Origin of the sequence: Kitasatospora sp. NPDC089509 (assembly GCF_044749365.1) — a bacterium.
In the GTDB taxonomy this organism is placed as follows: domain Bacteria; phylum Actinomycetota; class Actinomycetes; order Streptomycetales; family Streptomycetaceae; genus Kitasatospora.
Map to the genome: position 1 here is coordinate 310133 of NZ_JBIVHS010000003.1, position 13003 is coordinate 323135.

Sequence of the window (13003 nt, forward strand, 5' to 3'; positions counted from 1 at the left end):
CCCGGATTTATCCCCCCATTTGGCGGCGTGCCGTATGCGAACTCCACTCGCTAGCATTCCCACTAGTCGGTCCGCTGCAATTGCAGCGGACCGACTATCGGCCCGTGGCCGGATCTCGGCATGCCCCGATCGGGTATGCCCGGATCGGCTATGCGCCGGGAGAATGTCACATCGTTGCATTGGAAGGATGATCTGATGAAGACTTTCGTCAATGGAATGCCCGCCGGGGACATCGAGGGAGCGACCTGGATCAAGGCGGCGGCCAGTGCCGACACCGGGGTGTGCGTCGAGATGACGCGACTGCCGCAGGGTGGGGCCGCCGTGCGCAACTCCACCGACCCTGAGGGTGTCGCCCTGATCTTCACGGCCAGGGAGATCGAGGTGTTCTTCGGCGGCGTCCGGAACGGCGAATTCGATCACATGTTTGTTGCCTGATTTTGGCATTTTACGACTCCGGCTCGGCTTCCGCACGAGTTCCGGCCGGATTCGCGTGAGGGTGGGGTGCGTGGGCTTCGCATATGCGACGATGAGCAAAATGGAGTCGCACTTGGAGCCCCCGTGCCCACCCTTTTCGAGAACGGCGATCATCTCGCCCGAGTGATTCCGCACCGCCGGGCGGGCGCGGACCCCGCCAACAATCCGCCGGCCGCCGCCCTCATCCTCGGCTGCCGGCTGAAAGCGCTGCGCGAGAGCCTGGGGCTGACCCAGACGGCGGCGGTCCGCAACACGGGGTTCTCGAACTCCACGCTCTCGCGGCTGGAACGGGGGGAGAGCCCGCCCGAGGAGATCGACGTCCGGGCGCTCGCCCGCCGGTACAACATGGTCGCCCACGAAGAGGCGCAGCTGATGCAGCTGGCGGCGCAGGCGCGACGGCCGGTGTGGTGGTCGCGGTACCTCGAACCGACGGCCGGCTACCTCACCACCTTCATCGGCCTGGAGGAGGCCGCGCGCCGGATCGACACCTACGAGGCGCTCGTGGTGCCGGGCGTCCTGCAGACCGAGGCGTACGCGCGGGACATGATCGAGCGGCACTTCCTGTCCAGCGAGCAGGACAAGGTGGAGCTGGCGGTGGGGCTGCGGATGGAGCGCAAGCGCCGCTTCCTCGACTCGCCGCCGGAGCTGGCGAGCATCCTGATCAGCGAGTTCGTGCTGCAACCGCTGGTGGAGGACAAGAGCGTGATGGCCGGGCAGATGCTCCACCTGCACGCGATGGCCCTGACCCCCGGGATCAAGCTCCGGGTGGTGCCGATGGCGAGGATCATCGGTCTGCAGATGGCCTCGATCACCCACCTGGAGTTCGACGCCGGCGGGCCGCCGCCGATGATCTACCTGGAGGGGTACGAGAGCGCCGACTACCGTCCCAAGGCCACAGGGGTCGCGGGCGGGCGCAACAACGGGGCGGACTACGAGCGGCACCTGCAGCTGCTGGTGAAGATGAAGGCGCGGGCCGCCACGCGGTTCCAGAGCATGCGCCTGATCGAGAACGCCGTCGAGCGGTACTCCTAGAGCGCCGTGGAGCGGTACTCCTGGGTCCTGTTCGGGAGGCACGGTCCGGCCGCCCTCACGGGACCCGGGCCTCACGGGACCCGGGCCAGGCCGCCGAACGCCGTCAACTCCCGGCTGCGCTGGTGCTGTTGCAGCTCGGAGGCCGGCCGCCAGTCGGCGACGTCGACCAGGCCGGGCCGTTCGAGGTGCAGTCCTTCGAAGTAGGAGTGGACGTCCTCCTTCTCCCGGACCCGGCCCCAGTGCCTGGGCACCTGCCGGTTCATCAGCTCGCTGACCTCGGTGCGGACGCGGGCGTCGTCGCTGACGAGTTCGGAGACGACCACGAAACTGCCGGGGGCGAGCCGTGACACGACCTGGCGGATGAGCTCGCCGGGATGCTGCTCGTCCGGCAGGCAGTGCAGGACGGCGGCGAACAGGACGGCGGTGGGCTCGTCCGGGTGGATCAGGTCCAGCGCGGCGGGGTGGCCGAAGACGGCCTCGGTGTCGGTCATGTCGGCCCTGATCAGGGCGGTGCGGCTGTTCTCGTCCAAGGACTCGCGCCCGTACGCGATCACGATGGGGTCCTTGTCGACGTAGACGATGCGCGAGCGCGGGTCGATGCGCTGGGCGACCTGGTGGAGGTTGTCGCCCAGCGGCAGCCCGCAGCCGTAGTCCAGGAACTGGCGGACGCCGTACTCGGTGGCCAGCGCGTGGACCACCCGGTGGAGGAACCACCGGTTGTTCAGGACCAGTTGTCGGCTGGTCGGCGCGATCTGGAGCAGGCGCTCGGCTGCTCTCCGGTCGGCGTAGAAGTTGATCGACCCGCCCAGTAGCCAGTCGTAGACTCTGGCATCACTGGGCACGGTCACGTCGATGCCGTCGTTCTTGATCCCCATCGGGCCCTTCAACGGTCGCCAACCCCGTCCAGCGGCAGGGCAGTTGCCGATCAGTGTAGGGAAGGCATGGCGGCGAGCGCCATCACCCTATGGGGTGGCGCGGACACGGAGAGGGAACTCCCGGCCACGCTCCGGCGTTCTGGAGTACCGGTGTGGCCCCCCGGTGCCGGACGGCGCGCTGGTGCGCTGCCAGGTGCTCCCACGTGCGCTCATGTGCGCTCATGTGCGCTCACGTGCTCTCGCTCGCTCGCTCGCTCTCGCGAGCACTCATGCGCGCTCATGTGCTCGGCTGTGCTCAGGTGTTCAGATGTGCGGGATGACCTCCCTCAGGTCGGACACGTACTCGTCGAGCAGCCGCTTGGCCGTCAGGGCGCCCGCCTCGACCACGGACACCTCGGTGCCCATCAGGGCGGCGACGGCCTCCGGGGCCAGGCCGAGGCGGTGCCGCAGCAGGACGATGTCGGCGATCTGGCCGGGCAGCAGGCGGTGCAGCAGGTCCTCCCCGACGGCCGCCGCGTCCGGGTCGTCGCGCCCGCGCCGCGCCGCGGTCACCGAGCGGCGCAGCGCGGACCAGGCCTCCTTCGCCGGACTGGGGCTCTGCAGGACGACCTCCCAGTGCAGGTGCGTGCAGTGCAGGGCCTCCGCGACCGCGGCCTCGCCCGCCCGGTCGTCCTGCAGCCGCGCCTGGGCGTAGAGCAGGTAGCGGCCTCGGGAGAGGGTGACGAACGCCCCGAAGCCCAAGGGCGTGCGGCCGGGGGCGGGGGCCGCGGTGTGCGGGGTGACCGGTGCTTCCGGGATGCCGTGCTCCATGCGCGTCTCTTCCTCACCGCGGGCCGCAGGGTGGGCGCGCGGTGTGCGACGGATCGAGGGGCGCCCCGCTCCCGGGGCCGGTCATCAATGTACTGGGCAAAGTTGGCCCGGTAGGCCGTCAACGACCCTGCTGCAAAACCACGGTGCCGGGGCGCGTGTTGACGCTCTCCATTCGCACGGGTGCCCCATTTGCCGCACCGACGTTCGATCGCCGCCCGAGCGCCTCCGTCGAGGCGCCCGGGCGGCGTGTCAGGTGTGTCAGGCGCGGCGGGCGCGTCAGGTGCGTCAGGCGCGGCGGGCGTCGGCGATCTGGGCGGGGGTGGTGCCGAGCCACCAGCTGGGGTGGGCGGTGCCGTCGGTGGTGCGGCCGTCGGCGTGGACGTAGTGGCGCACGTCGCGGCCGGGCTCGGCGAACTCGCCGTTCAGGGCGCGCTCGACCCACTCGGCGCCGAAGCGGAAGACCTCGGCGGCGGTGCCGCCCAGCGGGTGGAACTCGTTCTCGTACACGCGCATCTCCTTGGGGGCGCGGATCCGCTCGTAGTTGGCCAGGGCCTGTTCCAGGACGGTGAGTTCGTCGAACTCGCCGATGCCGTACAGCACCGGGCAGGTGATCTGCCGGACCAGGTCGCCGAGCGGCATCCTGGCGACCAGCTCGGCGTCGAAGGCCTCCTCGTCGGTGTAGCCGGCCATGAACATGTAGTTGTTCTTGAAGGTGGGCTGGGCCCGCTCGAAGATGGTCCGGAAGTCGCCGGTGACGGCCTCGAAGGCGGCCAGGGCGGCCAGCCGGGGGTCGGTGGCGGCGGCGCGGGAGCCCCAGTAGCCGCTCATCGAGATGCCGAACATGCCGATCCGGGCCGGGTCGACCTGCGGCAACGAGGCCAGGTGGTCGATGTAGCGGCCGATCGCCCGCTCGTAGTTGGTGAGGTCGACGGTCAGCCCGTTGGCCCGGCTCTCGCCCTGGCCCGGGCCCTCGATGGACAGGGCCACCATGCCGCGCGAGGTGTAGTACCGCTCGGCCGCGTGGATGTAGTCCTCCTTGATCATGTCCATCCCCGGGCCGAGGATCACCGCGGGGGCGTTCCGGACCTCACCGGCGGGCAGGTGGAGCAGGGCGAAGATCTGCTTGCCCTCGAAGTCGAGGACGACCCGGCGCACCCGGTTCCCGCGCAGGGTGCCCAGGCGCTCGACGCAGTGGTCGGCGTGCGCGCGGAAGGCGAGCTTGCGCGGGTCCGCGGCGTCGAAGATCGAGTACTGGGCGCGGCCCCACATCACGGCGGCGCGCACGTACAGGTCGGCGGCGGTCTGCTGGAAGCCGTTCGCCTCGTGGTGGGCGGCGCGCTCCTCGGCCTGGCCGGCGATGGTGGCCCACGCCTTGGGCAGCATCACGCCGCTCCGGACGAGGTCGAAGACCTTGTCGAAGTCGGTGTGGTCGTGGCCGAGCTGCTCCAGGGTGCCCTTGGCCTGGGGGTGCAGGGCGTCGAAGCCGCCCTGGGCGAGGGCGATGTCCAGGGCCCAGCTCTGGCCGGTGGAACGAACGGTCATGAGGGGTGTCCTCTCCAGAAAAGGGGGTGCCGACGGCCGGTGCGGACCCTGCGGGTGTCGCGGGCGGTGCGGCCGTGCCGTGCGGAAACACCTAAGTACTTAACTATTAAGTACTTAGGCTAGAATCCTTGTCAACTCACGCCGTCCCACCCCACCCCACCTCGCCCGCCAAGGAGACCGCATCGTGCCGGACCAGCAGCCCACCCCCGCCCGTGGCCCGGCCCTCGACCAGCTCGCCCGCGCCGCCTACAGCCTCAGCGCCGCCGACTCCCGCCTGCGCGGACGCGCCACCCGCACCGCCGGCGCGCTCTCCCTCACCCACGCTCGCGCCCTGCGCGCCCTCGCCGAGACCGGCCCGCTCCCGATCGGCCGCCTCGCCGCCGCCACCGAGACCACCGGCGCCGCGACCACCCAGCTGGTCAACGGCCTCGCCGCCGCCGGTTACGTCACCCGCGAACGCCCCGAGGGGGACAAGCGCTCGGTCCTGGTCGCCCTCACCGACGCCGGCCGACAGCGCCACCGGGAACGCCAGGCCGCCCTCACCGAGGCGCTGGACGCCGCACTCGCGCACCACGACGTCCAGGCCCTGGAGGCCGCGACCGACGTCCTGCGGCACCTCGTCGGCATCTACGACCGGCTCTGACGCGGTTCTGGCGCGGCTGTGACGCGGTTGTGATGCGGCTCTGTCGGGCCGGGTCAGCCGATCGGCGGGGCCAGGTACTCCAGTGCATAGCCCTGGTGGGACGGCGCCACCCGGGCGATGCCGGGGGAGTCGAGGTGGGCGCCCGCGACGAAGTGGTCCGGCCGGACGAGCCGTTCGAGGAGGGCCGCCCGCGCGGCGCGGGCCTGCGGTTGGTCGCCGTCGTACTCCCAGGCGACGTCCGGCCGGTCGAACTGCAGGGTGGGGACGTGGACGGTGTCGCCCCAGAGCAGCAGGCGGCCGGCGCCGCTCCGGACCTCGTAGACGGTGTGGCCGGGGGTGTGGCCCGGGGTCGGGAGCGCGGTGGTCCAGTCGTTGACCGCGACCTCCTCCGACACGGGGACGACCCGGTCGCGGAGCGGTGCGAGCCGTCCCGTGAACACCGAGGCGTCGCCCGCGCCGATCCACACCCGTTCGAGACCGGTGAACGCCTCCGTGCCGTCCGGCGCGATCAGCCCGCTCACGTGGTCCTCGTGCCGGTGGGTGATGGCCACGTCGGTGATCTGCGCGCGGTCGATCCCCGCCTCGTCGAGCGCGTCGTGGATCAGCCCCATGGTGGGCTCGTGCCAGACGTCGGACGCGCCGGTGTCGACGAGGACCGACCGGGTGCCGTCGGTGACGAAGAACGCGTTGACGGACAGTCGCAGGTTGTCGCCGACCAGCGGGACGGCGGACGGCAGTTCGTCGAGCGGGTGCCCGCACTCGTCGCGCAGCCGGGTCGGCGGCATGTCGATGTACCCGTCCCGCAACGAGACGACCCGCAGGTCGCCGAATGCGAACGTGGCGTGGTGCCGGCCGTGTGAGATCAAGTGCATGGAACCCCTCCGTCGGATCGGGCGTGCATTGCGATTCTCTGATAGAAGAATGAGTCTTCTATAGAAGAAACCCTACACTGTGGGCAGCGGGGGATCCATTGATCGAGGAGCACGGTGGTCGAGCAGGACGCGCAGGACGCGCAAGTCGGTCGAGTCGGGCAGGACGGGAACGCGGCCGGACCACGGCACGGCGACGAGCCGGCCGGCGCGTTCGGCGGCAATGTGCGGCGGTGCCGCGAGGAGGCGGGACTGACGCTGGAACAGCTGTCCGTCCGCTCGTCGGTCAGCCGGGCGATGCTGTCCAAGGTCGAACGCGGCGAGAAGAGCCCGACGATCGGCATCGCGTCCCGGATCGCCCACGCCCTCGACGTGCCGCTCTCGGACCTGATCGGGGCACCGGCGGGCGCCGCCTCCGGCGCGGCCGTCGTCCTACGCAAGGCCGAGCGCCCCGTCTTCCGCGACCCGGAGACCGGCTTCGAGCGGCACATCGTGTCGGCGGCCCCGGGCGCCGGCCGATCCGAACTGGTCGTCCACCGCCTCCCCGCACAGGTCTCCACCGGGCTGCTGCCCGGGTACCCGCCGGGTACGGAGAAGCAGATCGTGGTGCTCGACGGCACCCTCACCGTCACGGTCGGCGGGATCAGCGAGACCCTGGACGCGGGCGACTCCCTGTTCTTCCAGGCCGATGCGGACCACGGCTTCGCCAACCGGACGGACGCCCCCTGCGAGTACCTGATGGTCATCTCGCGCCGGGCCTGACCGGGCCGCCGGGCACCGGGGCCTTCGGCGAACTCCCTCGCGCCCGCCGGGCATCCCTGGCATCATCCGGCGTGCGGCCGGGGGATCGCCGGGGTGGGCCGCACACGGACGGGGCGGGGCGGGTGGGGATCCGATGGACGACCGGACGGGTACTTCGGGGACTCCAGGCGCTCCGGGCACTCCGGGTGCTCCAGTTACCCCGGGTGCGCCGAAGCGGCGGTGGCGGGAGACCCGTGCCGCGCGCACCCTGATCGCCCTCGCGGGCCTGCCGCTGGTCGCCCTCGGCTTCCTCCTGTTCGTCAACGCCTTCGAGGAGCGCGGCGCCTACCGCACCGCCCCCCTCTGCGACACCCCGACGCCCGGCCCGGACGCCGACTGCCTGCTGCCGGAGGGCGGCAAGGTCACCAAGAAGTGGGAGGCCAACTCCACCGACTTCGGCGCCAGTTACTACCTGAACATCGCGCGGGGGACGGGCCCCGCCAAGAAGTACGAGGTCGACGAGCCCCTCTACGAGCACGTGGAGGCCGGCACCGCCGTGGATCTGAAGATCTGGAAGCGCGAGGTGATCCTGATCGCCCACGGCGGGCACGAGGCGACCAACCTGGTCCTGTCCTGGCCCCTCGCCCTCCGCATGGTGGAAGCCACGCTGTTGATCGCCGCCGGCACGGTGGTGACCGCCTTCGGACTGCCCGGCCGCAACCCGGGATTCTGGGAGAGCTCGCCGATCCTGGCGATGGGGATGGCCCTGGCGGTCTTCATGGGCGTCTACTTCTTCGCCCTGATGCAGTGGCCGTTCCTGGTGACCCTGGGCCTGACCGTCACGGCCTGGCTGGCCACGGTGCCGATCGTCAGGTACCTGCACACGTCCTTCTCCTGACGGGCCCCGCCGGCGGCCCCCGGCGGTTCGTGACCGGCCCACCGGGGTCCAGCGGGCCCTCATGGAATTCGGGACCTCGGAGCTGCCGAGAACGGTGCCGTACGTGGCATTGCCGGGTCCGTGGTCGCGGTCCGGGGGCAGTTCTGGCCGGGTTCGGTCGACCGCCCTCCGAGCGGCGCCTACGCGGCCGTCCGCGACCTCAGCAGATATGGCCTGACCTGGCGTTTTCTCAGGATTCACCTAGGCTGGGCAGCTCTGTGGGGACACCTTCGGAGGGGACATCATGAGCGAGGGCAGTGACGCGTATGACGCCAGCCGCATCCAGGTGTTGGAGGGGCGGGAAGCCGTTCGGAAGCGGCCTGGGATGTATGTCGGCGCGACCGGTGAACGCGGCCTTCGACAGCTGGTGTTCGAGGCCGCCGACAGGGCGGTGAACGAGGTCCTGGCCGGCCGTGCCAGCCGCGTCGACGTCACTCTCATGCCTGACGGCGGCGTGTGTGTCACGGACGACGGGCCAGGCGTTCCGATCGACCAGGCGGAAGGCGGCGGTCCCGCCCTCGAAGCCCTGCTGACGCGCATGGGGTTCGGGTCGGGGGCCGGTGGCCGCCACGACGTGACGCTCGGCTTCTGCGGGGTGGGGCCCATCGTCGTCAATGCCCTGTCGAGTCGTCTGACAGCCGAGGTGCAGCGCGACGGAGTTCGCTGGGTCCAGGAGTATGTGCGCGGCGTCGCGGTCACACCGCTGACCGAGGCGGGGCCGGCGACCGGGACCGGGACCACTCTCACCTTCTGGCCCGACGCGGGCATCTTCACCACGTCGGAGTTCTCATTCGGCGCTCTGGCGGATCGCTTCAGGGAACTCGCCTTCCTCAACCGGGACTTGGAGATCTCGCTGACCGACCGGCGATGCCCGCCTGAATCCGTCTCGGTGCGATTTCGGTCTCCGAATGGGGCCCGGGACTTCGTCGCCTTCCTCGACGGCCGGACGGCGTCACCGGGCGACCCGGGCATCATCGGCTTCGAGTGGGAGGACCCGCAGATGGCGGGAGCAGTGGAGGTGGCCTTGAGGTGGCGCGACACCGACGAAGAACGCGTCCAGGGCTTTGCCAACAGCCGGCCCACCGACGGCGGCACGCACGAGCGTGGCTTCCGCGACGGGGTGGCGGCAGCGGTCAACACATACGCGCGGAAGCGCCGGCTGCTGGCAGTAACTGAGCCCGACCTCGATGCCGACCGGATCGGCGTGGGTCTGACGGCCGTTGTGTCAGTCAAGTTGGACGCCCCTGAGTTCCATGGCGCCATGCGGGGCGTGCTGGGCAATGCCGCCGTGCGTGCCTGCGTGGATCAGGGCGTACGGGACCACCTCGGCACGTGGCTGGAGGGTCATCCGGAGCGGGCTGCGGCTGTCATCGACCGGATCGTCCACGGCGCCCACCGGCACTGACCGGCAAGTGAGCACCACGCGCAGGCCGGCTGGAGGTTGTCGCACGTCGATGGCGGCTGGATCGGCCACGGACCCGCCCGTCCGACCGAACAGGAAGCAGGCCACCATGCCGCACGGTGTCCGCGCCGTCCTGCGCACGGCGGTCGAGCGCGGAGACTCCTCACCGCACGCGTTCCGTCGGAGAGAAAAACAGGAATCTGTCGGTCAGTCAGTACTGCTGGCATGAACCAGACTTGCCTGTCTGTCCGTTGTGATACGTTCCGTGAACCAACCGAAAATAGATGACCCCGGCAGCGCGCCAACGCTCCGGGGTCCGGCAACAGGAGCTACCACTCCCGATGCGTGTCCATCGTAGCGCCCACGTGCGCAACTTCACCGTGCTGCCCAATGCCGTCCTGCAGTACCGACGGTTGTCCTACACCGCCCGTGGTCTGCTCGCCGATCTCCTCTCCCGCCCCGACGGCTGGCGCGAGGACGGCCGGCACATGGCCGACACCAGCCCGCAGGGGCGTGGGGCGATCCGCAAGGCCCTGAAGGAACTGATCGCGGCCGGGTACTACCGGGTCGAGAAGATCCGCCTGCCGGACGGCACGATCATCACCGAGACCCACGTCTACGACACCCCGCAGCTCCCGGCGCCTCCGGGTGCCACCCGTCCGGTCCCCGGTGAAGCGACCGCCGGTGGTGCTGTCACCCTTCCAAAGGACCGGCGCAAAGGAACCTCCCTCCCCGCCGAGCAGCCCGACGAGGCCGATCTCGCGGACGAGGCGGACGAGCAGTCCACGGCGGTCCCCGACGAACAGGTCCGCGAGGCGGTCGCCACCCTGTTCCGGGCGATCCGCCCCGAGCCCCGCCTGCGGCTGGGCGAGGCCGAAGCGCACGAACTCGCGCCCCTGGTCGCGCAGTGGCTGGAGCGCGGAAGCACCGTCCAGGAGCTGGCCCAGGCGTTGTTGCCCGGCCTGCCGGTGCCCCTGCGCTCCCCGGTCGGTGTGCTCCGCAGCCGCCTGCAGCGCAAGATGCCGCCGATCCATGCCCCGCAACAGCCTTCCGAGCCCCGCTACACCGAGTGCGCCAAGTGCCACGACCCCGTGCCGCAGCCGGGCATCTGCGCCGCGTGTGCGGGCCTCGTCGGGAGAAGAACGGCCCAGACCGGCGGTGGAGCAGCCGTGGCCGCTGCCGGAGCCGCGCGTGTCCGGGCGGCCGTACTCGCCGCCAGATCGGCGCTGCAGGTGGGGGAGCCGGCCGGAGCAGCCGCAGGGTAGGCGGCCGGTGGTCTGCAGGTTCCGCTGCTGTAGAACCGGCACCCGACTACCGGCAGGCCGGCCCGTACGCCACCTGAATCTTCTTCAGCGGCGGGGCCGGCGTGACGTCGGCCTCGTAGCCCGGATTGTCGCTCGCCCAGGCTGCCTGTGTGCAGTAGCCGGCTTCCTTCGGGGACGTTTTCTCAAGGCTCTGGAACGTCGGTTCGCAGGTTGCGATCGCATACTCTCCGAGGAGCTCCGAGCTTGGCGGAAGGCCAGGCGTGACGAACCGGACGATGATGTCGCGATTGGGCCCGCAGTCGGACGTCACCGGCGTTGTCGGGCTCGCAGGTGCGTGCTGTGCTTGCGGAACCACTGACTGCACCTTCGCAGCCGAGCTGGGTGCGGCCGGAGCGTGCGGCTGTGTGGTGCTCGGTGCCGGGTCGGGGCCGATGGTCGGCGCCGGCCCGGGCGCCGCGACGCTCGTCACTGGTGCCGCCGGTTTCGGGTGCGCGGCCGGTGCGCTGCTCGCCGTCTTCTCCGGGAGGGGGTCGACGATCGAGCCGATGATCCCGATGACCAAGAGCAGCGCGAACAGGCCACCGCACCCCATGCCGACAATCTGCCACGGCTTGAACCTGCGTTGTCGGGGCGGGAACGACTGTCCGCCCGGCAGCCCGGCACCGGGCTGTGTCGGTGCCGGTACGGGGTTCTGCTGCTGGCCCCAACTCGGCGGGGGCGGTTCGGGTTTGGTCACGGGTGGCGCCTTAACTGCTCGTCCGACGGGCTGGCCCGAGTCTGGCAGCGGACGGTGACCAACCACCCGGATGCGCTGACTCGTTGTCAGATAGTGATGTCGGTGCGTCTTCTCCGGCAGCGTCGAGGACGCCTCCGGCGTTCCGGCGTGACCGCGAGCGGAAAAGCAGAGGCCCGACCGGGCCGCCCGCCGCTAACCTCCGCGGGTGGCCCTGAACCAGTACGTCTACTTCGTACTCTCCAGCGAATGCACCGCGGCCGACGAGATCACCGCGCTCCTCGGTATCGAGCCGGACGAGACGGCCGTGCGGGGGAGCCGGTCCACGTCACCGGTCGTCCTTCCGCGCTGCCACCGTTGGAAGATCGTCTGCAACGAGCGCGGGCTGCGCGTCGACGATCAGATCGCGTGCGTCATCGAGCGGCTCAGGCCGCACACGGCGGCCATCGCCCGGCTGACCGGCCGACCCGACTCTGACGAGAGCCCCTGGACCCCGGTCCTACAGGTCGTCCGCTACTTCAACGACGACTTCGAGGAGGAACCCGCACCGGCGTCCGACGAGATCAACCTCTTCGGCTGGCACCTGGACCGCGACGTGCTGGACTTCCTCCTGGCCACGGGCGCGGAGGTGGACATCGACGAGTACGACATGGCGAGAGGCGGAGAGGACTGAACCCGACGTTCAGCCACCCCGGCAGCCGTCCCCGGCGTTCCCCGTGCGGCCGGTACGTTCCGGATCGCCCCGCCTCAAGGCCACGGGTAGCCCAGCTCCTCCGGCCGGTAGCCGCCGCAGAGTTCGGCGGTGGCCCGGGGGTCGCCCGCGGTCAGCTGCGCCGCCAGGTGCTCGGCCTGGGTCGACGGGGCGTCGGCGGAGATCGGGAGGGTCAGCATGAACTGGGCCTGGGGCAGGTCCGTCTCCTGTCGGCCCGGGGGATGCCGCAGGAAGACGTCGATCCGGTCGGGTTCGTCACGGAAGGCGCAGACGGCTTCCAGCTCGCACTCCCACTGGGCCAGCCAGTCCTCCCGTCCCCTCAGCTCGGCTTCGAGCAGCATCGCCACCACCGCGGCCGGCCACTCCCAGCCGCGATCCCCCTCGGCGCGCCGGACCTCGGCCTCGTACTGGTCGGCGGCGAACCGGAACTCCGTTAGGGCGAAGCCCGGTTGGGCCGGGTTGCGCCAGTTCGACCAGACGATGTGCTCCCCGTCCCGGGCGACCGTCACGTACAGGGCGCCGCAGCACCGTTCGTCGCACATGGTCGCGGCGAGCCGGACCTCGTGGGGCGTCGCGGTGGCGTACAGCGGTCCGCCGCCCCGGCCGAGGAGGCGCCGGGACCCGGATCCCACCAACCGGGGACCTCCCGACGCCGAGCTGCGCAGGGCCAGGTCGGCCAGGAGGTCGCGGCCGCTGACGATCGGGCGGACCTCCAGCCAGCCGTCACCGGGTGGCGGGCAGAGGATGGTGAGGCTGAGCAGGTCCGGTTCCGTGTCCACCAGCCAAGCATGGCCGAACCGGGCGCGGTCGTCAGGTGGGTTTTACGTGGCTGCTGCTCGGGGCGTGGGCGGCGCGATCGGCCGTTGCCCGGAGCGCTCGGGCGTTCGGCGGCTGGACAAGGCGGTGTGCGGGCCGGGAGATTGAGTCAGTGCGCGCACGAGTGTGATGATCGTGGGCCTGGAGACCGA

At 70.8% G+C, this 13003-nt stretch carries 14 protein-coding genes; 8 read left to right on the forward strand and 6 right to left on the reverse strand.

The window, feature by feature from the left end:
- The first annotated feature begins 195 nt into the window (after positions 1-195).
- Positions 196-435, forward strand: coding sequence for a DUF397 domain-containing protein (locus ACIP4P_RS07710; RefSeq protein WP_400915776.1), 240 nt, complete (start codon positions 196-198; stop codon positions 433-435).
- A 123-nt stretch (positions 436-558) separates the two neighbouring features.
- The gene (locus ACIP4P_RS07715; protein ID WP_400915778.1) at positions 559-1506 is read left to right on the forward strand and encodes a helix-turn-helix domain-containing protein; all 948 of its coding nucleotides are present in this window, start codon (positions 559-561) and stop codon (positions 1504-1506) included.
- Positions 1507-1577: 71 nt separating this feature from the next.
- Here ACIP4P_RS07715 and ACIP4P_RS07720 read toward each other — a convergent pair whose 3' ends face one another.
- The 3 genes from ACIP4P_RS07720 to ACIP4P_RS07730 form a co-directional block, all read right to left on the reverse strand.
- On the reverse strand, positions 1578-2381 hold the full coding sequence (locus ACIP4P_RS07720) for an SAM-dependent methyltransferase (RefSeq protein WP_400915779.1): 804 nt from the start codon (positions 2379-2381) through the stop codon (positions 1578-1580).
- A gap of 303 nt (positions 2382-2684) precedes the next feature.
- Complete coding sequence (locus ACIP4P_RS07725; protein ID WP_400915781.1) at positions 2685-3191, reverse strand: hypothetical protein; 507 nt, start codon at positions 3189-3191, stop codon at positions 2685-2687.
- A 285-nt stretch (positions 3192-3476) separates the two neighbouring features.
- Entirely contained in the window at positions 3477-4733 is a 1257-nt protein-coding gene (locus ACIP4P_RS07730; protein WP_400915782.1) for an alpha/beta hydrolase, read from the reverse strand.
- 184 nt (positions 4734-4917) lie between these two features.
- Between ACIP4P_RS07730 and ACIP4P_RS07735 the strand changes: the two genes are divergently transcribed.
- Positions 4918-5376, forward strand: coding sequence for a MarR family winged helix-turn-helix transcriptional regulator (locus tag ACIP4P_RS07735; RefSeq protein ID WP_400915784.1), 459 nt, complete (start codon positions 4918-4920; stop codon positions 5374-5376).
- Between the two features lie 53 nt (positions 5377-5429).
- Here ACIP4P_RS07735 and ACIP4P_RS07740 read toward each other — a convergent pair whose 3' ends face one another.
- Complete coding sequence (locus ACIP4P_RS07740) at positions 5430-6248, reverse strand: MBL fold metallo-hydrolase (RefSeq protein WP_400915786.1); 819 nt, start codon at positions 6246-6248, stop codon at positions 5430-5432.
- Between the two features lie 114 nt (positions 6249-6362).
- Here ACIP4P_RS07740 and ACIP4P_RS07745 point away from each other — a divergent pair, with 114 nt between their 5' ends.
- The 4 genes from ACIP4P_RS07745 to ACIP4P_RS07760 all read left to right on the forward strand — a co-directional run bounded on the left by ACIP4P_RS07745 (position 6363) and on the right by ACIP4P_RS07760 (position 10590).
- Complete coding sequence (locus tag ACIP4P_RS07745; protein ID WP_400915788.1) at positions 6363-7007, forward strand: helix-turn-helix domain-containing protein; 645 nt, start codon at positions 6363-6365, stop codon at positions 7005-7007.
- 133 nt (positions 7008-7140) lie between these two features.
- Entirely contained in the window at positions 7141-7884 is a 744-nt protein-coding gene (locus ACIP4P_RS07750; RefSeq protein WP_400915790.1) for a hypothetical protein, read from the forward strand.
- A 283-nt stretch (positions 7885-8167) separates the two neighbouring features.
- Positions 8168-9328, forward strand: a complete 1161-nt coding sequence (locus ACIP4P_RS07755) for an ATP-binding protein (RefSeq protein ID WP_400915792.1) — start codon at positions 8168-8170, stop codon at positions 9326-9328.
- Between the two features lie 338 nt (positions 9329-9666).
- Positions 9667-10590, forward strand: coding sequence for a hypothetical protein (locus ACIP4P_RS07760; protein WP_400915793.1), 924 nt, complete (start codon positions 9667-9669; stop codon positions 10588-10590).
- A gap of 46 nt (positions 10591-10636) precedes the next feature.
- Here the strand turns inward: ACIP4P_RS07760 and ACIP4P_RS07765 are convergent, their stop codons facing one another.
- Positions 10637-11326, reverse strand: coding sequence for a hypothetical protein (locus ACIP4P_RS07765; protein WP_400915795.1), 690 nt, complete (start codon positions 11324-11326; stop codon positions 10637-10639).
- Between the two features lie 205 nt (positions 11327-11531).
- Here ACIP4P_RS07765 and ACIP4P_RS07770 point away from each other — a divergent pair, with 205 nt between their 5' ends.
- On the forward strand, positions 11532-11996 hold the full coding sequence (locus ACIP4P_RS07770; RefSeq protein WP_400915797.1) for a DUF4279 domain-containing protein: 465 nt from the start codon (positions 11532-11534) through the stop codon (positions 11994-11996).
- A 74-nt stretch (positions 11997-12070) separates the two neighbouring features.
- On the opposite strand, the gene ACIP4P_RS07775 is transcribed toward ACIP4P_RS07770, so the two are convergent.
- Positions 12071-12814, reverse strand: coding sequence for a hypothetical protein (locus ACIP4P_RS07775; RefSeq protein WP_400915798.1), 744 nt, complete (start codon positions 12812-12814; stop codon positions 12071-12073).
- Between the last annotated feature and the right edge of the window lie 189 nt (positions 12815-13003).